The 20,387-nt window shown below is 66.5% G+C and carries 15 protein-coding genes and 3 pseudogenes; 10 read left to right on the forward strand and 8 right to left on the reverse strand.

Annotation, left to right across the window (positions count from 1 at the left end):
• Positions 1–59: 59 nt before the first annotated feature.
• Positions 60–1,175, reverse strand: a complete 1,116-nt coding sequence (locus ACFXJL_RS29255) for a DUF2786 domain-containing protein (RefSeq protein ID WP_384697260.1) — start codon at positions 1,173–1,175, stop codon at positions 60–62.
• A 406-nt stretch (positions 1,176–1,581) separates the two neighbouring features.
• Complete coding sequence (locus ACFXJL_RS29260; protein ID WP_358876606.1) at positions 1,582–2,232, reverse strand: lipoprotein; 651 nt, start codon at positions 2,230–2,232, stop codon at positions 1,582–1,584.
• A gap of 140 nt (positions 2,233–2,372) precedes the next feature.
• Between ACFXJL_RS29260 and ACFXJL_RS29265 the strand changes: the two genes are divergently transcribed.
• Together ACFXJL_RS29265 and ACFXJL_RS29270 are read left to right on the forward strand one after the other, a co-directional pair.
• Positions 2,373–2,930, forward strand: coding sequence for a sugar O-acetyltransferase (locus ACFXJL_RS29265; RefSeq protein ID WP_384697263.1), 558 nt, complete (start codon positions 2,373–2,375; stop codon positions 2,928–2,930).
• A gap of 211 nt (positions 2,931–3,141) precedes the next feature.
• Positions 3,142–4,854 (forward strand): bifunctional 3'-5' exonuclease/DNA polymerase, encoded by a 1,713-nt coding sequence (locus tag ACFXJL_RS29270; RefSeq protein WP_384697266.1) that lies wholly within the window; start codon positions 3,142–3,144, stop codon positions 4,852–4,854.
• Positions 4,855–5,244: 390 nt separating this feature from the next.
• Here the strand turns inward: ACFXJL_RS29270 and ACFXJL_RS29275 are convergent, their stop codons facing one another.
• Both ACFXJL_RS29275 and ACFXJL_RS29280 read right to left on the reverse strand, forming a co-directional pair.
• Positions 5,245–5,619 carry a VOC family protein gene (locus tag ACFXJL_RS29275; RefSeq protein WP_358876609.1) on the reverse strand — a complete coding sequence of 125 codons (375 nt, stop codon included), beginning with the start codon at positions 5,617–5,619 and terminating at the stop codon, positions 5,245–5,247.
• A 1,906-nt stretch (positions 5,620–7,525) separates the two neighbouring features.
• Positions 7,526–7,663, reverse strand: a complete 138-nt coding sequence (locus ACFXJL_RS29280; RefSeq protein WP_384697269.1) for a hypothetical protein — start codon at positions 7,661–7,663, stop codon at positions 7,526–7,528.
• On the opposite strand from ACFXJL_RS29280, the gene ACFXJL_RS29285 reads away from it, so the two are divergent.
• From ACFXJL_RS29285 to ACFXJL_RS29295, 3 genes are all read left to right on the forward strand, one after another.
• Positions 7,662–8,903 (forward strand): PLP-dependent cysteine synthase family protein, encoded by a 1,242-nt coding sequence (locus ACFXJL_RS29285; protein ID WP_384697272.1) that lies wholly within the window; start codon positions 7,662–7,664, stop codon positions 8,901–8,903. The genes ACFXJL_RS29280 and ACFXJL_RS29285 overlap by 2 nt on opposite strands.
• The gene (locus tag ACFXJL_RS29290) at positions 8,900–10,213 is read left to right on the forward strand and encodes an MFS transporter (protein WP_384697275.1); all 1,314 of its coding nucleotides are present in this window, start codon (positions 8,900–8,902) and stop codon (positions 10,211–10,213) included. Before ACFXJL_RS29285 ends, ACFXJL_RS29290 begins: the two co-directional genes overlap by 4 nt.
• Positions 10,214–10,724: 511 nt before the next feature.
• Positions 10,725–11,150 carry a hypothetical protein gene (locus ACFXJL_RS29295; RefSeq protein WP_358876613.1) on the forward strand — a complete coding sequence of 142 codons (426 nt, stop codon included), beginning with the start codon at positions 10,725–10,727 and terminating at the stop codon, positions 11,148–11,150.
• A gap of 129 nt (positions 11,151–11,279) precedes the next feature.
• On the opposite strand, the gene ACFXJL_RS29300 is transcribed toward ACFXJL_RS29295, so the two are convergent.
• Positions 11,280–11,864 carry a histone deacetylase gene (locus ACFXJL_RS29300; protein WP_384697299.1) on the reverse strand — a complete coding sequence of 195 codons (585 nt, stop codon included), beginning with the start codon at positions 11,862–11,864 and terminating at the stop codon, positions 11,280–11,282.
• A gap of 531 nt (positions 11,865–12,395) precedes the next feature.
• Here ACFXJL_RS29300 and ACFXJL_RS29305 point away from each other — a divergent pair.
• Positions 12,396–13,190, forward strand: coding sequence for a L,D-transpeptidase (locus ACFXJL_RS29305; RefSeq protein ID WP_384697278.1), 795 nt, complete (start codon positions 12,396–12,398; stop codon positions 13,188–13,190).
• Positions 13,191–13,471: 281 nt separating this feature from the next.
• Here the strand turns inward: ACFXJL_RS29305 and ACFXJL_RS29310 are convergent, their stop codons facing one another.
• Positions 13,472–14,011, reverse strand: a complete 540-nt coding sequence (locus ACFXJL_RS29310; protein WP_384697281.1) for a GNAT family N-acetyltransferase — start codon at positions 14,009–14,011, stop codon at positions 13,472–13,474.
• Entirely contained in the window at positions 14,008–15,000 is a 993-nt protein-coding gene (locus tag ACFXJL_RS29315) for a hypothetical protein (RefSeq protein WP_384697284.1), read from the reverse strand. The genes ACFXJL_RS29310 and ACFXJL_RS29315 overlap by 4 nt, the downstream gene beginning before the upstream one ends.
• 521 nt (positions 15,001–15,521) lie before the next feature.
• Here ACFXJL_RS29315 and ACFXJL_RS29320 point away from each other — a divergent pair.
• The 4 genes and pseudogenes from ACFXJL_RS29320 to ACFXJL_RS29335 all read left to right on the forward strand — a co-directional run.
• Positions 15,522–15,812: pseudogene (locus tag ACFXJL_RS29320) on the forward strand (ATP-binding protein); the annotation flags it as partial.
• Between the two features lie 37 nt (positions 15,813–15,849).
• Positions 15,850–16,404, forward strand: a pseudogene (locus tag ACFXJL_RS29325) (lantibiotic dehydratase); the annotation flags it as partial.
• 1,080 nt (positions 16,405–17,484) lie between these two features.
• Positions 17,485–18,657, forward strand: coding sequence for a DNA cytosine methyltransferase (locus tag ACFXJL_RS29330; protein ID WP_384697286.1), 1,173 nt, complete (start codon positions 17,485–17,487; stop codon positions 18,655–18,657).
• 18 nt (positions 18,658–18,675) lie between these two features.
• Positions 18,676–19,755, forward strand: a complete 1,080-nt coding sequence (locus ACFXJL_RS29335) for a restriction endonuclease, SacI family (RefSeq protein WP_384697289.1) — start codon at positions 18,676–18,678, stop codon at positions 19,753–19,755.
• Between the two features lie 257 nt (positions 19,756–20,012).
• On the opposite strand, the pseudogene ACFXJL_RS29340 reads toward ACFXJL_RS29335, so the two are convergent.
• Positions 20,013–20,387, reverse strand: a pseudogene (locus ACFXJL_RS29340) (hypothetical protein); the annotation flags it as partial.

Genomic DNA, 20,387 nt, shown 5'->3' on the forward strand with positions numbered 1-20,387 from the left:
GGGTGAGATTAGCCACTTTGGACACTTATCAACCGATTCCCGCGCACGGAATGTAGGCACTAACCGTGCGGCAGCTTCCGTCGCTCGGGTGACACACGGGCCTCGTCCGCCGCGGCCCGGCCGTGCAGCCAGCCCGCCTCATCGGTGACACCCCGCACGCGAGTCGTCGTCGTACGCGGAAACAGTTCATCGGTACGAGCCGACACGGCGACTTCGCGGGTGGCCAGGACGGGGAGGAGGTCTTCCGGCGCGGACACCCCTTGTGCGGCTGCGGCGAGGCGTTCCCCCAGCCGGGCCGCGTACGCCATGAGGAAGGACTGACGGAACGTCTTCGTACGCTTGCGTCCACCCGCACGCTGCGCCCCTTCGGCGCGCGCCATCGCGGCCGTGCCCTGGACCAGCAGCGAGGTGTACAGCAGTTCGACCGATTCCAGGTCGCCCTCGAACCCGACCACGGTGGAGAACTCGAAGGTGCTGTTCCACACCGCGCGACAGCGGTTCGCCGAGGCCGCCGCATCGAGCAGGATGGCCTTCGCCGTCTCATAGGGCGGTTCCACCCCGATGCGACAGGCGGACGGCACCGTGGACTTCGGGGCCAGGGACGCATCGTCGACGCTGTGACGGGACATCAGCTCCTGGGCCTTGGCGGTGAGCGCCTCCGCCTCATCGGGGTACGTCGTCGCTTCCGCCTTGGCCAGGAGCGCACGTATGCGGTTCAGCATGCGGGGTTCGTATCCCGAGGGTGCGACGAACGGCTGCCCGGGCATCGGGCCCACCGGTTCGATCGACGGGAGGCGGACCAGGACTCGATAGAGCTCCAACACGGCTGTGGCCCGTGTGAAACGGTCCGCTCGCCACCCCGTCCCGTCCAGCTCAGCCAGCTGCGCCGCCCAGCGCGGCGGAAGATTGGCATAGCTTCCGGTCTCGGCGAGGACGAGGGCGCCGAGCAGCCGGATGTGCGGCTCGGCCAGTTCGCGTCGGACGAGTCGCAGAAGGTCCGAGGGCTGCCAGCCGCGCTCCCAGGCTTGACGGACGAACTCCCCGCCGCGTCGCTCCAGCATGGCGTCCGTACCGGGATCGGCGGCCAGCAGGGAGGCAGCCCGATCCAAGGAGGCGTCGTCCTCCCCGTACAGCGCAGTGGCCAGCGCGTCGCCCAGCACGGTCACGGCCTTCACCTCCTTTGTCCACGATCATCGCAGGTGGAAGCCGGTCCATGCCCTACGGCCCGGCTCCAGGGGAGGCGCGGGGTGCCCTCCCACACCAGCCACGGTAGACGGCTGCGGTGTCGGGCCGCCCAATCCATCCACAGCCTGTGGATATCTTTTCGCGTGACGCGATGGGGCCGCGCCGAAGAATGGACGTACGCCTTCAGGAGCGGCACCCATGCGCCATGCGGCACGTCCGTGCCATGCGATGCCCGGCCACAGCGTCAGTTGCACGGACACCGAGAGCGGGATCAAAAAAGAGGCAGTTCGGGCCGTGCGTGAGTCGTGAGAGCGGGGCGAAGGGCCGCTGCCCGCATTCCCGAGCTGACGCGGGAACGGAAGACAGCGAGGGGCACAGGCCCCTCGCTGTCGGATTTCAGTTGGAGGTGACCGTTTTCCTCGCCAGTTCATAGGCGGGCAGCATCGCGTCGTGTTCCGACGAGTCCATTCCCCCCAAATCGAACACAACTACACCCTTGGGTGTGGAGAACGCGAAGGCCCGTTCCTTCCTGGGGGTGTCCAGGAACTCATTGACGTTCAGGTAACTCACCTCCGCCACCTTGAACTCCCCTGCCGTCCCCTTCGTGAACACCTCGCTCTTGCGATCCTTGGCGTTCTCCGCGACGAACTCCTTCAACACCGCGTTCGGATCGTCTCCCGCCTTCCCGCCGACCCAGATCCGCAGAAAGCCCACGATTCCAGCCGGTTTGGCGTCGATCTCGCACTTGAGCGTGACCGGACCCATGGAGGTCAGCCCGAACTGGGTGTCCTCTTTCACCGCCTCGGCGGTCCAATCGGCGGCGTGGTCAAAGGAGACGGGCAGCTCACAGGGCGAACCCTTGATCCCGACCTTCCCCCCTGCCACGACCGCCTTCGCGGTTGGACTGCTCGTCGCCGATTCCTTCTGCGCATTGCCGACCGGCCGATCGGGTTTCGATTCCGTCCCGGCCGAACAGCCGGCCAACAGCCCTACCGCAACAACACCGATACCAGCACCGCGTACGGTTCTGCGCATGGCGCGCGCCATGATCCCCCACCCCTGGTTGCATCAGACAGACATGGTCAATCCTAGAGATCCGCATGACCCATCGGGGACCGGAATGGACACTCCATGCAGTCGATCTGGCGCCCCAAACGTTTTTGCTTTCGGAGTCAGGAGGCTCACGCGTGGGAGAGAACAAGCAACGGATGCTCACAGGTGACTGGTATCTGCCCCAGGACGCCGAGTTGATCGCGGACAATCAGCGCCGCTTCGAGCTGTGTGCGGCCTACAACGGAGCAGGCGGAGCGAAGCCCGACGAACGGACGGCGATCCTGTCCGAGCTGCTCGGCTCGATGGGCGAAGGGGTATTGATCCGACCGCCGTTCCAATGCGACTACGGCAGCCATATCTCCATCGGCGCCCACGTCTTCGTGAATTTCAACGCCGTGTTCCTCGATGCCGCACCCATCACCATCGGATCCCATGTGCAAATGGGCCCGAACGTACAGCTTCTGACACCCACACATGAGTTGAACGCGGCCCGCCGCAAGGAGGGCTGGGAGAAGGGCGAGCCGATCACCATCGGAGACAACGTCTGGCTGGGCGGCGGGGTGATCGTCTGTCCCGGAGTCTCGATCGGAGAGAACACGGTCGTGGGCGCGGGCTCGGTGGTGACCAAGGACCTACCCGCAGGAGTGCTCGCGGTGGGCAACCCTGCCCGAGTGATCCGGAACCTCGACTGACCCGATCGGGACGCTCCACCGCCCCATGAGCCCGCACCCGGTGGTCCGGGAGCCCCTGTACAGCCCTCGTACAGGACTCGTACAGGACTCGTACAGGAGGAGACGGCGAGCAGTCGGGTTGTCCGACTCGCCCGACCTCGATCCGAGCCACGGCGCCGCCGGAGCCCGAGCACCAGCATCAATGTCAGACCCTGCTGCCACACTCAAGCCCATGGACGGACGCTGGGCGCTGGCGACGGAGGGGGACGGAGCACGGCTGGTCCCCCTCCGCCCCGATGGGCTGCCCGCGGGACCAATCGTCGACGAGCCCGATCTGATCGCGGCGGTGCGATCACGACCGGAGGTCGATCGATGGGTCTGGAGATCGACTGCGGAGATCTACCCCCGTCTGCTGTCGGCCGGAGTCCGTGTGGAGCGGTGCTACGACATCGAGGCCGCGGAGCAACTCCTGCTCGGCCACGAAGGACGGCTGGGTGAACCGCGTTCGGCCGCCGCCGCCCTCGCCCGACTACGCAACGGTCCGGTCCCGGCCGACCCGCCGCAGCGCACCGCCGAGCCCGGCTCGCAGTCCTCCCTGTTCGAACCGCAGCCCGTGACGGTCCCCCTGGAATCGCTGCTGGAGGTGTACGGGGACCAGTTGCGCCGGCATGACGCGGCCGAGCATCCGGGGCGGATGCGACTGCTGACGGCCGCGGAGTCGGCCGGCATGCTGGTGGCCGCCGAGATGAACCGCGCGGGGCTGCCCTGGCGCGCGGACGTGCACCGCCAGGTCCTGCACGACCTGCTGGGCGAGCGGTACGCGGGTGGTGGGGAGCCGCGCCGCCTCGCCGTACTGGCGGACGAGGTGTCGCGGGCCTTCGGCCGACGGGTGCGACCGGACCTCCCGGCGGACGTGGTGAAGGCGTTCTCTCAGGCGGGAGTGAAGGTGCGCTCCACACGGCGGTGGGAACTGGAGGAGATCGACCATCCAGCGGTCCGCCCGTTGATCGAGTACAAGAAGCTGTACCGGATCTGGGTCGCCCATGGGTGGAGCTGGCTTCAGGACTGGGTGCGGGACGGGCGCTTCAGGCCCGGATATCTGCCGGGCGGCACGGTCTCCGGTCGGTGGACGACCAACGGCGGAGGGGCACTGCAGATCCCGAAGGTGATCAGACGGGCGGTGGTGGCGGACGAGGGCTGGCGGCTCGTGGTCGCGGACGCCGACCAGATGGAGCCGCGCGTACTGGCCGCGATCTCTCGTGATGCAGGGCTGATGGAGATAGCGGGCCACGAGGGCGATCTCTACGCGCTGTTGTCCGACCGCGCCTTCTCGGGCGATCGGGAACATGCGAAGTTGGCGCTCCTCGGGGCGATCTACGGCCAGACCTCGGGGGATGGCCTCAAGAACCTGGCCGCGCTGCGCCGGAGGTTCCCCGCCGCCGTGGCCTATGTGGACGAGGCGGCCAAAGCCGGTGAGGAAGGCCGGCTCGTACGAACCTGGCTCGGGCGGACCAGCCCGCGCGCCGTGGGTTCCGATGACGACGGGGAGGCCGGTCTCCCCCAGGAGGACCCGTCGACTTCGGGGGATTCGATGTCGTTGCCCGGCTCGTCCGGAGCTGCGGGCGAGTTCACCCCCGGGTACGCCTCCACGAACGCCCGGGCTCGGGGCCGCTTCACCCGAAACTTCGTGGTGCAGGGCAGTGCGGCGGACTGGGCGCTGCTGATGCTCGCGGCCCTTCGGCGGGCCACCGCGGGAATGCGCGCCGAGTTGGTCTTCTTCCAGCACGACGAAGTGGTCGTGCACTGCCCACAGGAGGAGGCCGAGCGCGTGGCGGCGGCGATTCGGGAGGCCGGAGAGCTGGCGGGTCGGACGGCTTTCGGCCCCACGCCCGTGAGGTTTCCCATCACCACCGCGGTGGTGAAGTGCTACGCGGACGCCAAGTAGCACCCGGCGCGACGTTCGCGTACGCGTCGCCGGACGGGCCGGGCACACCTCGATCACCGGGTGATGGGCCCTCCGGGACGCCACCGTGGGAAGGGGCCCGGACGGCCGAGCGCAACGACGATGCGCGACAACGTTGTCCGAAAGCGTCGCCTGAGGATGCCGCCTGAGGGCAGTTGCTCATGGCGAGTGCTCGCGCACACGGTACGGCGGCACCTCGCGGTCACACTGTCCATCACCGCGAGGGGCAGTGCGTCCGGCTATCGACGGTGGACCGTCGGCGGCGGGCGGCGGAGTCCGGTGCGGCTGCGACCGACGACCGAGCCCGATACGCCCCACGACCGCGACGGCCCTCACCGAAGGCGATCACCCCGATGGACGGTCCGGTCCGGTTTACCGGTCCGCTGCTGCACCCTGACCGGGCGGCACGGGTTGGAGCAGCCCGATCCGGTTGCCGTCGGCGTCCTTCAAGGTGGCGATGAGCTTGCCGCCACCCACGTCCCGTACGCCTTCGACCTCTTCCGCCCCGGCGATGAGCAGCGTTTGCACGGTGTCCTCGATGTCGTTCACATGCCAGTAGGCCACGGGCCCGGTCATCCCTCGGCCATGGCCGTGGGGGTCGAGCCCGATGTCCTGCCCGGCGACATGGAAGCCGACGTAGTTCGGCTCGTCCACGGCGGGCTCGACCTCCAGCAAGGCCCTGAACAGGGCCTTCGCCTTCGCCAGATCCTTCACGGGATAGATGACCGTCTGGATGCCCTCGGCCATGGCATTCCCTCCTCGTACGGTTCGCGGCTGTCGGCTCAGGTATGCCCCGCAGTGGCGCATCCGCGTGATGGAGCGGGCGAAAAGGACCCGAGTGCCGCAGCCGAACGGGGGACGGCTGCGGCAGTGCGGCCCCCGGGTGGGCGAAGCGATCGACCCGCAGGCACAGGGTTGGGCAGCGGGGCTGAGGGGTGTTCGCGGGCCTGGTCGCTCGGCTCGCCGGTGCGGGCTCGGGCTCGCCGGTGCGGGCTCCGGCTCGCCGGTGCGGGCTCGGGGGCCGGCCCGTCCACGCCGCAAGCCCTTGGTGGCCCACGGCGCGATCCACCGGATCATCCGAGACTGTCGCGCTTGCCCCTGATGGCCCTGCCTTCTCGGAAACAGCCACGGGTGTACGGCTGAATCAAGACGTCGCCCCACCCGTGGAGGACTTCGGATAGAGGTAGCGCCGGACACCGCCGTCCGGCTCTGCCCACAGCAGGCTCGCACCTCACCGAACCGGCTCCGGCCACGGCCTTTCCCCACTCCCCACCTGGATGAGGTGCGGCCCGCCACTCCCCAGTGGACAATGCCCCATGTAACTCAAGCCCCATTTGCCCCATACACATCACAGCCCTCGCGACGCAAACCAGTCCGAAAATGTTCGGCACCTACGCGAACAGCCATCCCCCCTCCGTACCCGGGTGCAACAAATGTCCAACGCATCGAATTCGACGACACCGCAGGCGAGTTGTCATTGATCGCGCTCAACGGGCTATCATCACGGCATGATTACGGCGCGGCCACCCATCGGTGTTCTGCGGCCCGCGACCTTTCGTGGTCCGCTGCACTTCCTATGGCTGACCCTGCTCGTATTGGGTTTGCTGTCCACACACGGCACGAACGCCGAAGGCGTCACCCATCACCCGGCCAGCACCGCTTTCTTGACAGTGAATTCCGGCCCGCCACCTGTCGCCATCCCGACCTCGAAAAGCCGCGACGGACGCGACGGAACCGCATCACACGAACTGACGGCCGAAGCCGGACCCCCGACGGCGGGCAGCCACGGCGCCCGGCCTTCCCATGAGACGTACACGGGTAGTTCCGCGCACCATGTCGAGCAGTGCATGCCGACACAACCGCAGCTCACTCCGTCGTCACCCATGCCGTGCCCGGCCGCACTGGCACCGAGTCCGCACAGCGACTGGCCGCCCCCCACACCCTCCCTCGACGGTTCGTCGGGCACTGCGGCCATCCCCAGCGACGCACAGGCACACGACGTCCTGCGAATCTAGGCCCTGAGCATTCCGCGGGCCGGGGGCGACCCCCCGACCTGCCGATCGAGAACCTTCAAGAATTCTCCGCACTCATTCAACCCCACTGCGCCACGGGGTCCATCAGTGCTGCCCCGGAAATTCTCTCGATCCTCTCCCTCAGGCCATTTCTGCCCCTTCGCTACTCCCTGCGCCAACGATTCACTTCGTGAGTCGACATGTGAAAGGGATGCGCTCGGAGGACATATGTTGTCTCGTCGTCCCCCCTTTTCCGTACGCGTCTGGGCGAGAATGCGCAGTGCATTCGCCCTGGGCGTCCTCACCGCTCTTGTCGCCATCGCCGCAAGCTGTTCCACCCATTCCGCAACGGTCGGGCACTCCCCTTCGGGAACACCGGCACCCCTGGCCCTGCCCTTGGTCACCGAGGCGACCACGGGCCACGCCCCCGTCGCGCCGAGCCCGTCGTGTCCACCGGACAGCCGTAGTCCGCGAATCAGACCGGCCGAGCAAGCGCCGTCCGCCCCCACGACCCGTACGGCAGAAGGACATCCGTCGCCCCCGGACGAGGTGGCCGTCCAGGACCTCCGCGGGTCGCCACTGACTGCTCATGGCACCAGAACCGGGCGGCTCACCCTCCTTCGCATCTCCCGGTGGCGCATCTAGAAGGCCGGTTTGCCCAGCCGCCGAATGACGCCACCGACCGAAGAGAGCTCACAGCCCATGTCCTCCCTCTCCACCGACCCCACGGCCGCCCCCACGACACCGTTGACGGCGGGCCGATCAACCAACCCGTCCATGAACGCGACTCCCCTCGACCACCGCGGCGCCCCCTCGGCCATCGGCGCCCTGACCGGCGCTCCGCTCCTCACTGATTCCCCCCTCACCGCTTCAACGGCGACCGCTCCCGCGCGCACCGCGCTGTCGGGGCTGGTCGGCAACACCCCCGTCCTACGCATCTCCGCCCCCTTCACACCCTCGGACCGCGGATTCTGGGCCAAGCTGGAGGGGTTCAACCCCGGGGGCATCAAGGACCGGCCGGGCCTCCACATGGTCGAACGCGCCAGGGCTCGGGGCGAGCTCAAGCCCGGCGCCCGCATCATCGAATCCACCAGCGGCACCCTGGGGTTGGGGCTGGCCCTGGCCGGGATGGTCTACGGTCACCCGGTCACCCTGGTGACCGACCCCGGTCTGGAGCGTTCCATGACCCGACTGCTCACCGCCTACGGAGCACAGGTCAATGTCGTCTCCGACCCGCATCCGACCGGCGGCTGGCAGCAGGCCCGACGGGACCGCGTCACCCGACTGATGGACCGGCATCCGGACTCCTGGTGCCCCGACCAGTACAACAACCCCGACAACACCACCGCATACACCCCCCTCGCCCTGGAACTCGCGGCCGAACTGGGACACATTGACGTCCTCGTGTGCAGCGTGGGCACGGGCGGCCACTCGGCCGGTGTGTCCCGGGTCCTGCGTCAGCTCTACCCCGAGCTACGCCTCGTCGGAGTCGACACCATCGGTTCCACGATCTTCGGCCAACCCGCACGCCCCCGACTGATGCGGGGGCTCGGCTCCAGCATCTACCCGCGCAACGTCGCCTACGACCACTTCAGCGAGGTGCACTGGGTGGCCCCCGGCGAGGCGGTCTGGACGTGCAGGCAACTCGCCGCGTCCCACTACGCCACCGGCGGATGGAGCGTGGGAGCCGTCGCCCTGGTCGCGGGCTGGTTGGCACGTACCCTGCCGGCTGACACCCGGATCGCGGCCGTCTTCCCCGACGGCCCGGAACGCTATCTGAGCACGGTGTACGACGACGACTACTGCGCCGCCCATGGGCTGCTCGATGAGCGGCCGGCCGCAGAACCGGAGGTGGTGGGCCGCATGGACGAGAAGGAAGTCGTCCGTTGGACCCGTTGCCGGGCCGTCGTCGACCCCTTGGAGACGTCAGGCGCCAACGGCGCCGGGCGCGCGGAAGAACGCGCCGCGTCCTCCCCGAGCACCAAGAAGGCGGCAGGAACCGAGGGTGCGGACCGATGAGATCGACCATCGGCCAGATCCGCTCGTACGAAAAGAGCGTGCAACTGCTGATGGTGAATCAGTTCACCATCAATCTGGGCTTCTACATGCTGATGCCGTACTTGGCCGCCCACCTCTCCGGCACCCTCGGGCTGGCCGGCTGGACGGTCGGGTTGATCCTGGGCGTACGGAACTTCAGTCAACAGGGGATGTTCCTGGTCGGCGGCACGCTCGCGGATCGACTGGGCTACAAACCGCTGATCGTCGCCGGCTGTGTACTGCGGACCGTGGGTTTCGCGACCCTCGGCCTCGTCCAGTCGCTACCCGCACTGCTCGCGGCATCGGCGGCGACCGGGCTGGCAGGTGCCCTGTTCAATCCGGCGGTGCGCGCCTATCTGGCAGCCGACGCAGGGGAGCGACGCGTGGAGGCGTTCGCCCTCTTCAACGTCTTCTACCAGGCCGGCATTCTGCTGGGGCCCCTGGTCGGGATGGTGCTCACCGGGCTCGACTTCCGGGTCACCTGCCTGGTCTCGGCCGCAGTCTTCGCGGTGCTGAGCGTCGTACAGATGCGCAGCCTGCCCGCGCGCCGGGCCTCGGACAAACCGTCCGCCCGAGGCGAGGGATCCCAGGAGGGAGTGCTCACTCCATGGCGGAGCATCTTCCGGAACCGCCCGTTCCTGCTGTTTGCCGCGGCAATGATCGGCTCGTACGTCCTGACCTTCCAGGTGTACCTGGCGCTCCCCCTCGAAGTGCGTCGCATCGGCGGGGACGGAGGTGCGAGCACGGCGGCCGTAGCGGTGCTCTTCGCCGTGTCCGGACTTTCGACCATCGTCTACCAGACCCGGGTGACCGCCTGGTGCACAGCACGGATGCCGGCGGGCCGGGCGCTGGTGTGGGGGCTTCTGACCATGGCGACGGCGTTCACTCCCCTGCTGCTCGCCACCGCGCTGCCCGTCCCGGAGGGGAACGTTGGCCGGTGGCTCTTCGCAGCCGTGCCCCCGACGCTGGCCGCGCTCCTGCTCGCCTTCGGGACGATGATCGCGTACCCGTTCGAGATGGACACGATCGTCAGGCTCAGCGGCGACCGACTCGTGGCCACCCACTACGGGCTCTACAACACCATCTGCGGTATCGGCATCACCATCGGCAATCTGCTCACCGGAGTGGCGTTGGACACCGCACGCGGCGCCGGACTGTCGGCGCTGCCGTGGCTCTCACTGATCGCCCTCGGCCTCCTGTGCGCGGCGGCGCTCAACGCCCTTCATAGAACGGGCCGACTCGCCCCCGTGGATCACGCTCCAGAAGCCGTGGCGCCGGCCAAGTCCGCATAGGACACAAACCGGGTGAGCCAGTGATTCGGTGATTCGGTGGGTCAGCGGATCGGTGGGCCAGCGGGTCGGTGGGTCGGGGTGGGCAACCGCCCGGAGCCACCGACCCCAACACCGGGGCAGTCACTCACGCAGCACCGGCACCGGCACGGCGCCCTGCGGCCCCCGGGGTACCGCTTTGTGGATCATGCCGGGTTCACTCTCCGGCTCGCCTTCGCACCGGCACGGACTCATGGAGCGCTCCGGCATGGCCGACGACAACCCCGCGCCAGGCTGTCTGAAAGCCGTTGGCCCTCCCGGCGTTGAACGCTGCAACCGCCCGTAAACGCCCGCTTTCCGCCATGCTCGAAACTACTAGACCAATTTTCAACGCCGCTCTGTACACCATTGCACTATGTGCAGGTCGGCCCTACAGAACGCATATCAGCTATGTCACAATCCGGACGCACCACCCACCATTCACCCTCCTGTGGCCTCACCATGTCCCGTACAGCCACGCACGTCCAGGGGGACCATGCGCACCACAACGACCACCACGGCCATCGTCACGACCCTGCTGCTCGCATCGCTCGTGGGCTGCGGGACCGAAGACGGCACCACTACGCCGGGAACAACGGCTCCTTCCCCTGGGGGTACCGAAAGCGCCAAACAGCGTTTCCTCGTAGGCGCCTTGAGCGCGGACTTCGAAGGCTGGACGGACTACGCACCCATCGAGACCGACCTTGCCCATTTCCCACTGGAATGGTGCAAAGGGCTCAAGGCAGGGCGCAGCGTCGAGTACCTCTTCGATGAGAAGGAGGGGAAGTTGTACCCCTCAGGGAAAGACTGGAACACCATCAAGTCCGACGCCCACAAACTGCTGCTCATCGCCGTGGATACGCACTGCCCTGAGCTGCGGACCCAGGTCACCACGGAGCTTGTCGAAAGCGGCGAGCTCTGAGCAGAACGCAGGACGCAGGACCATTGAGCGGTGTGGCTGACGCCCCCAGCGAACCGGCCGCACCGCTGTCTCCATTGACCCGACCGTGTCACCCGTCACGGTCGCCCGGAGATCACGCTCGCACTGAGATCACGCTCGCACTGAGATCAACTGGGCCACCTCGCTCGGCGTCCATGCACCGGCCGCCCCCGGAGCCCGCGCCAAGTACGCGGCCACGGCGGCGCGCTCCCAGGCCCCGCAGGCCAGGAGTCCTGCGGCGATGTGTCGTAGATAGGCCGGCGACGGCCTGTTGAGCACAGCGCCGCGGGATCGCCAGGGAGCGGTGAACGTGAGAACCGGAACTCCCTCCAAGGACCCCGGGCACACCATGGTTTCGTAGCGTCCCGGGCCGAGTACGGACCGCCCCTCGGTCAGCGCAGTCCCGAGATCGAGGTCCACTCCGGGAGCCCGGCCCATCTCCTGGGCCGCGATGTCGGAGAACTGCTGCGCGGTGATGAGATGGGCGCGCGCCCAGAGGGCCCCTTCGGCATCGGGATCGTAGAACGCCCTTCCCCCGGTCCACACGGGCGACTCGGTGGCGAAGTAGAGCGCCCCGGGCAGCTCCAGCGCCACCGAACGCCGAGGCGCACGGTGATCACGGCACCCCGGATAGGTCCGCGCAGCCCCCACCGGCCGACCGCCGACGAGGTAGTACCGCAGGCGTTCCAGATCCATGTTGGACCCGTAGGAGGCGTACCAGACGAACCCGGATCCGGCAGCGGAGGCGACGGCCGGGTGCTCCGGCCGGTGCACGTTGCTCAAGCGGACACTCCCGATGGGCGTCGCGGACGGATGCCACGGCGGCCCCAGACCCTGCATCATCCCGCGCGGCGAGCGACGACACTCCGGCGACGCACCAGCGCCGTGCTGGGCATCCCGGGGCGGGCAGTCATGTTCATGGGGGACTCCTCTGGTGTACTGCACGGGAACCGGTCGTCACCCGTGTACTCCGTCGACGCGGAAGCAGCCCCGTTTCGACCCGCTCCGCGAATCCGCTGAGTTGGGCAGGGACAGGTCGGCCGTACCGGCGTCCTCAGTCGTACCTGGACGGCCCGGGCCAGTGGGGTGGGATCGCTGATACGTCGGAGTGAGGTCACGGCCGGGCCTGTTTGACGGCCGTCATCAGCGGCTACCGCTCACGGGACACAGAACCCTGCCCTGAGGCTGCCGCGAAAGCGAGGGTGGCCGGGAGTCGAGGAGCCCGGGATGACCAACTTCCGAATAGCGGCCCGCCTTCTGCGGTGGCTGACGGGCACGGTCTGCCTGGTGGCACTCACCGGGACCGCGGCCGCGGCCTCCGGCTCGGCGGCGGGTCAGACCGATGACGGACAGCTGACCCGGTCGGGACCTGCCTCCCATGTGTTCGGTACCGCGCCCCGCTCGGAGCTGAAGCCCTCCCTGCCCCAGGATGCGGCGACGTGCACCACGTCGACGGGGCCGTATCAGGAGGAGGTGGAGGATCACCTGGGGCTGGTGGTGGACGGGGTTCAGTCCGCGGGGGACTGTTCGGTGATCCAGGAGTTCCAACGGAAGCTGGGAATCGTCCCGGATCAGGGGTACGCGGGCCTGTTCACGTACCGCGGGGTGATGTGGGAGCGGGCCGTGGCCGAGGGGGACGCGATCGCCGGGTGCCCAGACACCTCCGGCACGGTGGTCTGCGTCGATATGAACCGGCAGATCCTGTGGGTGGAGGACGCCGGGAAGGTCATCTTCCGGCCGGTGCCCGCACGTACGGGGTCGCCGGACTTCCCGACCCGGACCGGGTGGCATCAGATCTTCGACCGGCAGAAGGAGTTCTGGTCCACCCTCTACGAAGGGCCCATGCCCTTCGCCCAGTTCTTCGACGGCGGTCAAGCACTGCACGGCAGCTACCGCAACATCTGGGAGGACCCCGGCTCCCACGGCTGTGTCAACCTCCGCTACGACGAGGCCAAAGCCCTCTGGAACGGACTCCGGCTCGGGGACGAGGTCTACGTCTGGGGCCGGCGCACCGGCGGCTGACCTCAGTCGGGCCGAGAACGCGACCTGGGGCAGGATCGCTATCGGCCTGCCGACTCGCGGTGTCTGGGTGCTGCGGTTCAGTCTGATCGGTCATTGGGTTCCCCTCCAGCAGCTACTGACTAATCCAGGGGGGGAACACCCCAGATGTAGGTCGCGCCTCACCCCAACTCCAAGAGCATCAAGATCAAGGTGTACAGGCTAGGAGGGGACGTCTGGTCCCGTTGGTCATTGTCGTGCAGGTGGCGCATGCCATCACAGCCCCACCCGGGTGCGACCAGCAGTCAAGGCCCGACATAGATCATCACTGCGAGTACTGGCGAAGCCACTGACGGCTGACTTTGCCCGATGTCCTCGTACCCCCACGACCTGTAGAGCGCATGCACCCTTCCATCGCCAGCAGCAGGGTTCACCATCAAGGTGACACTCATCTCATCATGAGTGGTGATGAGAGCGTCGTGGATGCGGCGGGCCGTTCCGGTCTTGCGCCAGGCCGGGCGGACGCCGATCTCCTTCAGGGCCAGGGCCGGGTGCTCGGTGTACTTCGCCGGCGGCTCCGGGGTGGTGCGCTGCCAATAGCGGTCGCTGCGTTCGATGGTGTTGCCATAGGCGTAGCCGACCGGTTCGTCGTCCGCGTACGCGAGGACGGCGACGAAGCCCGGTTCGGTGCCGTGGCGGTCCAGGCGTTCGCCGAAGGTGGTGACCGCGTAGTTCGGCAGGTGAAGGAGCGGGGCGCGTACGTCGGCGTATACGTCGAGGAGGTCGCCGCGGACGGGGTCGAGGGTGGTGAAGGTGCGCAGTTCGATGGCGGGGGCCGTGGTCATGCGGTAGTCCTCCAGGCGGCGGCGTGCTCGGTCCAGGTCTGTGTGGTGGTGCTGCTGGGGGCGGTGGCGCGCAGGGCGGCGCCGAACTCCTGGAGCATGCGTGCAACCCGGGCGTGGTGGGTGGCGACATCGGTGGGGACCTTCATCGCGGTGGCCGTCGCTGCGTCCGCGGCCCCTTGGGCGAGCTGGGCATGGGCGAGGCGTGTCGTCGCGATGGCGCAGGATCTGATCATGTGGGGGCGGAGCGCGGACAGGCAGCGGTGGGCGTGGTACTCGGCGGTTGGGTAGTCGCCCAAGGCCAGGTTCGCGGACAGGGCCAGCGAGTCCAGCTCGGCCTGGTCGTAGAAGGCGAGCATCCACACGGGACGGTAGTCCGTGGGGTTGGAGCGCAGCATGGCCTCCTGCGCCTGGTCGAACGTTCGGCGCATGCCGCTGCGGTCCTGGGCTGCGCCCAGGATGGCTCCCTGCCGGGCCAGGCCGAGGGACGCGAACAGGGGGTCGCGTCGGGTGAGGAAGAGGTTGCGGGCCACATCGTTCGCTGCGAGGGCGTCGGCGGGGCGGCCGAGGTGCCGGTACATGGTTCCCGTGTGGCTCCAGATGCGGAACTTGATCGCCTGGTCACCGGACATCTCGGCGAGGGTCTGAGCCTCCCGCATGTGGGTCTTGGCGTCGTCGTAGCGTCGGCCGTCGATCGCGGCCCACATCGCGGAGGAACGGAACGCCGCTGCGGAGGCGTACAGGCTGCTGCGTACGCGTTGGGTGGCGCTTCCCGAGTTCTGGAGGTTCAGTGCCTCGTTGGCGAGGGCGGCGGCTCGCTGTTCGATACCGAGCTGTCCACCGTGGCGGTGGTCGCTGGCGATGATCTCGGCGAAGCGCTTCTGGAGACGGTCGACGTCGCTCATGCCGATCCTGCGTGGCGACGCGGTGCCGGGTGACGCCGCGGCGACGGCGGCCGTCGCGATCCCGCCGACGAGCGTGCGGCGCTTCATGTCAGGGTCCTCCCGCTGCGGTGGAACCAGGGCCGACGGAGTCCTGCCCCGTGGAACGAACCCTAAAGCGGTGGCGGGCAGACCGGCGATGTCCTCAAGCGCCTTGCGGGTAGCTGACTTCGGCCACTTCACGCGGCCGGCTTTCCAGCCCCGGACCGATGATCCGTCGAGTCCTCCGGACCTTCCGGTCAACTGCTCTAAGAACCTTTTCACAGCGTCGGCGAGGCTGTTGGAGCTGTAGCCGTGCTCTGCCATCCACGCCTAAGAACGGTGTTGCGCGTGGCATCCATCCCGGCACGGTAGCGCTCGCGTCGCCCAGTCGTCAGGTAAACGCTGGGTCAAATCGCCCTAGGTCAGCCCGTTGAGCGGGTGGCTGATGGTCCTAACCAGCCGAACGGAAGCCGGGGTTATCTGGGTGTCGGCCGCCCACCATCCCGGGCGGCTGTTGACGGCCCGGTCCGCACGCTCACATCTCGCAAGGGGCGGTCCGGGCACCGAGACAACCCGAAGGCTCCATCCCCATGACGAGTCTCAACACACCTGTTCATGCCACCCGTGTCGGGCGCCCCGCCTACAGCCAGACCATCCCGTGCCAGCCGTCCACCGCTGAGACCTGCCGCAAGCTCGTCCAGCGTGTACTCGGCGCGTGGTGCCTGGATGAACTCGCTGACGGTTCCGTGCTGATCGTCACGGAGCTGATCGCGAACGCGTCCAGGCACACCTCGTGTCACGACATCCGTCTGACCGTGGGACGCCCGAGCGCCTCGCGAGTCCGTGTCGGCGTCGTGGACTGGGAACCCGGAGGTCTGCCCGCCACCGGCGTCTCCTTTCGGCGCCACCAGCCGCCCGTTGCCCGCACCCTTCGGAGGTAGCCGGTGGTTACCACGACTGCGGCGTGTGGCGTTGTCCGTAAGCCGCTATCTGCTGCGGGCCCAGCATCGGGCGACTCCCTTTGGTCGGTGAGCCGGAGTAGCCACGGCGAAGTTCGGATCGCAGGTGAGTGCGATCTGGGGCGAGGAGCACGTGCTCGTAGGCCGAGCCGGGGCAGAGTGGCTGGCCACCGTCGTACAGTGCCTGGAGTCGTGCCCGGAGTCGTGCCCGGAGCTGCTCGAACGGCTGCCCGTCGTTGCCAACAGCACCGCGTCGGTCCGTGGGGACCGGCTCATCGTGCCGTGTCAGTCCGATGGCAGAGGCGCCGAGACCCGCGCTGTCGAGGCATCGCTGGCCCTTACCGCGCCAATGCGGGTGGCCCTCACCTCGGCCGAGCTGTCGATCAGGGTGTGCATGCTTCTGAGCAAGCTCCAGGCAGAGTTCCCCGAGGCTGGGCCGGAGAAGACTCGCGAGCTGTTGGCAGAACTGATCCGACGGCGGGTGTTGATCACCAGCGCCGCCGGGGAGTCGACCGCTGTCTGGACCTGTGCTGTTGCGCTAGATGCGCCACGTCCGCACTCAGCGGGATGAGGGCGCAACCCGGGCACTCGTCGGTCGCCTCCCACAGCGGACTGCCCGGATCACGGGAACGGCCTCGCCTCGGAAAGGATGGCAACGAGAGTGCCACCGAGGAGTAAACGCACGCCTCCCTCGAAGCGATGACCAAACGGCCCACGTCCATGCGGTGGATCGTCGATGTCGCTATGAGCATTCGACAGGACAAGACCCAACTGAGACCACCGAAAGCAAGACAGCCCGCGCCCGACGCAGGCGCCATATCCGGTAAACGAAAAACCCCAGGTCACGGCGAGTGAGTCCTGGGGTTCTTCAGAGCCGCCTTCGGGATTCGAACCCGAGACCTACGCATTACGAGCACGTGAGAGATCGTGCCGGGCCATGTCGGCTGGTATTGCGGGATGCTGTTTTTTCCTGATCGGAGCGCTGATGTCGGTCCGACGAGTGCCGGGCCGTGTTGCACTGTCCAAAGGCGTCCGCGCTCCCCTGATGGCTGCTGGTGACCGACGATACCCGGTCAGCAACCCACTCTCTGAGACGGAAGGGGTCTTTGTCGTCACCCGACAGCTCCTTCTTCACAGAGGTCACAGGCCCCTGGGGGGGCGAGGAGGAAAACAGTCCAGGATTACGCCTCCTGCCGACAGCTACGGGACGAAGTACTTCGCCGACGAGGTGGTCGCCTCCGGGAAGCGGGGGCACTACGCCGCATGACGGGTAAGGCTCCGGAGGGCAATTGACGTCCCGGCTATCTGCGCAGGTCAGGGTGCCGAGCAAATTCACGAACGCCCGTGCTGGTCTACACATAGTCCACTCTTGCTAGCCCCCGCCAGGAGACCGAGCATCGGAAGTTGGGACGGACGCGGCTGGCCATGTGCAGCTCGGACGCCAGGCTCGCTTGTGGCACACCGACGTAGTAGTCCTCTCTGTATGGTGCCCGTGTCTGGCGGAAACAGCGAGAGGGGACAGCGGCGAGCTAGTTCTGGCGTCGTTTGGAGTGATCACGGGTCCCTGTTGGCTACAGTAGGTTAGTGTGGCGTGGTGAACCATGAGCTTCCCGTGATCAGTCTGTTCTCCGGGGCCGGTGGCCTCGACTGTGCCATCGAGAGCTGTGCTGAGCCACCGCTGGTCCAGGACGGCTCTGGGTCCCCACTCCGCGTCGCTGTTGCCACTGACTATGACCAGACGGCTCTGGACACACTTTCGGCCAATTTTCCGCACACCAAGACACTGTGTGGGGATATCCAAGCGATCCCGACCGCAGAGTTGCTGGAAGCCGGCGGGCTCAAGCCCGGCGATCCGACCCTGGTCATCGGTGGTCCTCCCTGCACACCATTCAGCAAGTCCGGGTTCTGGATCGAGGAGAAGCGTAACAGCGCTGATCCTAATGCCTCTCTCCTCGACGAGTACGTCCGGGTGGTCCGCGAGAGCAAGCCTGAAGCCTTCATCCTGGAAAATGTGCAGGGCTTGACGTATAAGACTCATCAGGCCCAGTTCGATCGGCTCATTGCGGGGCTTAGGGATGCAGGTTACAACCCGACGTTCCGTGTCCTCCTTGCGGCCGAATACGGAATCCCCCAGCTTCGCAGGCGAGTATTCGTCGTGGGACGACGTGACGGTAAAACTTTCCGCTTCCCCGAAACCACACACTCTGGCGAGTCAGAGCGCGACCGAGTGGTTGATCACACGAAGATTCCATTCACCGGCCTCCGCGAGGCGCTTGCCGGATTGCCAGACATTCCTGAGGTCGGAGAAATTGTCGAGGGAACCTACGCCGAACTCGCTGCGGAAGTACCTCCTGGGCAAAACTATCTGTGGCACACCGACCGATATGACGGTCGCAACGAGTTCAAGTGGCGCAGTCGCTACTGGACCTTCCTGCTGAAGTCAGACCCAGACCGCCCTTCTACGACGCTGCAGGCTCAGCCAGGCCCGTGGGTCGGGCCATTTCACTGGGAGAATGTGAAGAACGCGAACGGGGAAGAGCGAGCACGTAGGTTTCGCGTTACCGAGATGAAGCGGATTATGACTTTCCCGGATTCATTCATCTTCACCGGAGGAAGGCGTGAGATGCAGCGGCAGATCGGTAACGCTGTTCCTGTGGAGCTGGGCAAGGTCGTCACCAGGGCCCTGATGGAACAGCTCGGGCACCTTGAGCCTGACAGTGCCAAAATTCCTAACCAGGTCGGCCATGAACAGCTTGAACTGATTTAGAGCATAAATGGGGGAGCGGTGGGAATAACAATCAAAAAGAGTGAGGCTGAGGCGGTTCTGGAGGCGGCATATCAGGCTGCTGGCTCGGAGGGTGAGTTTTCAGAAGAATGGACACTTCTCGCCAAGTCGCTACGCGAGGATGACGCACCAAAAACCTACACTGCCGCTTTGGTAACAGAGTTGTTGGCGCGATCTTGCGACGAGAGCGTCGACCCGCAATCCATCAAAATGAAGCATGGCGAGCGTGCTTTTTCTCTCCGTGGCCTTTGCCATGGAGTTGTAGTGCCGATGTCAGGCAAGCTCGGGTTCGACCTCGGCGCGACTGGTCCTGAGCCGATAAACAACCAGCCATTCTTCCGGTACCAACATTTTTCGGAGATTGACGCAGTCCTGGGGAAGGCTCGGCCATACCTGGATCGACTTAGGGCTGCACTTACAAAGGTAGACGAAGAAAACTATTCCACCGATGAAGCATTCAATGCGCTCGTGGCCGTAATGACGGTCTGCATTGCCGTGGCGGAAAAAAGGCGTCGCGTTGCGGTGGGCAGCGCCGTAGTCGAGTCAAGCCTCATCTCTGCGACGCAAGCATTCGTCGTGAGCGGCAAGGATGTTCCACGTAAACTGCAAGCGTGCGTTGCAGCTGGCCTTGATATGGCCTACGACGTTGTCATTTCACGTCGAATCAACGACCCGTCTCGGGACTTCCCTGGTGACGTCCAAGTGATCCTGGACAGTGGACCTTTGCTTACCGTCGAAGTGCGCGGGAAGAGTGTTTCTGCTGAGGCGCTTGATCAGTTTGTTCTTAAGGCCGCAGAAGCTGGCTTTCGTCGAGTCGCACTCATGGTCGATACGACTTCGCACGTGTCGCTTCTGTCAGCTCAACAACTGACCAGCGAGCTTGAGCGAAACTATGGGTGCATCGTCAAGATAAATGAGAGCATGTCGAGCTTCTTGCGCGATGTATTCGTATGGTCGCCTCGCGACACCCAGTCGATCCTCTCGGCCTTCCCTGAGGCGATGTATCAGCGAATGATAGAGATCGAAGTACGAGACGCTGAGGTGGAGCGATGGGCGCAACTGTTCCCTGAAGGATCCTGACTTCTTTGCTGGACCACAGACGGCTCGCACCTGACCGAGCAGGCAGTGGAGTCAGCCGCCCCCGCCACGATGGTGTTCTGACCTCGGGGCGGGGCCGTCTCACTCTTACCCCGACCTGATCTTCGCCTCCTTGTTGGCGCGGACGGGCGACGGCACGTGGCCCCGGTGACGAAGGCAAGGAGGGGCGGCGCGCCAGCGGCCGGCCGACACCGCCGCGCCGTCGCGGCACCTCCGATCTGCGATCGGACTGCTTGCAGTTAAGGAAGGCGGCGGGTGGCGAACCCGTACCGCGAATCCTGGTAGGCGTCCCAGACTTCGGCCATGCTGTCCTTCAGCTCATCAATAGGCGTCGGTTCTCCCTCAGCGGGCATGCCCAGAAGCAGCGTGAGCTGCCCGTGGTACGTCAGCGCTGCCCGCAGCGTCGGCACGGTCCGGTTGCCGCTATCCGCCGTCCAGCCCGTCAGCGTGGGCTCAGCAAGCAGATCGCCAAGGGGCATGTCCAACGCATCGGCCAGAGATTTAGTAACCGACGGCCTGTCTAAAGGGTGTTGCAGAAGGTCCGTTTCGGGCAGGCCGGAGTGGTGCTTGGCCTGCTGTTTCACCGTGTCATGGCGAGGTTGTGCATGGCGGCG

The sequence above is a fragment of the Streptomyces sp. NPDC059256 genome (assembly GCF_042753785.1).
Taxonomy (GTDB): domain Bacteria; phylum Actinomycetota; class Actinomycetes; order Streptomycetales; family Streptomycetaceae; genus Streptomyces.